The organism is Halobellus sp. Atlit-38R, from assembly GCF_003665925.1.
In the GTDB taxonomy this organism is placed as follows: Archaea; Halobacteriota; Halobacteria; order Halobacteriales; family Haloferacaceae; genus Haloquadratum; species Haloquadratum inordinatus.
In genome coordinates, this window is the sequence record NZ_QXIJ01000168.1 from 1 (window position 1) to 551 (window position 551).

Consider the following 551-nt stretch of genomic DNA (forward strand, 5'->3'; position numbering starts at 1 on the left):
GTTCTCTCCGGGATTCTCCTACTCGGTGGTTTGACGCCGACGTTCGTGCTTCTGACGCTGGCCAGTGCGATTGCTGTCTTGAGCGTCGTCGGTGCCGTACTCGTCTGGGGTCGGGCGCTTCTCTCTGCGGTCCTTGTCATCGTACTCACCCCGATTGTCCGCGCGGTGTCCGGTCTCTATCACGAGACGCCCTACGGCCGAGCCGCCGTTGCTGAAGCCGTCGACAAGTTCTGGGAACGAGTGGTGTACTTTCGGAACGCACCGGTACTGCTCGGACTCATCGCGCTCGGGGGAATCATCGAACAACTGACGATTGCGGTTGCGATTTGGGTTGCGCTCGCCGGCACTGGGACGACAGCCAGCCTGATTCCAATCATCGCGATGATTCCGTTTCCACAGGCGGTGAGTATCGTCCCCGTTCCGGGGAGCGTCGGGACGTACGATGTCCTGTTGGCCGGTGCGCTCGTCCTCACCACGGGTGCACCGGCGGCGGGCGCTGCTGCTGCTGTATTCGTCGTGCGGACGTTCGAACTCGGCGTTTCGCTCGGCGG

The 551-nt window shown here is 62.8% G+C and carries 1 pseudogene; it reads left to right on the forward strand.

The features are described 5' to 3' along the window. Nucleotides 1–551: pseudogene (locus D3D02_RS18740) on the forward strand (lysylphosphatidylglycerol synthase domain-containing protein); the annotation flags it as partial.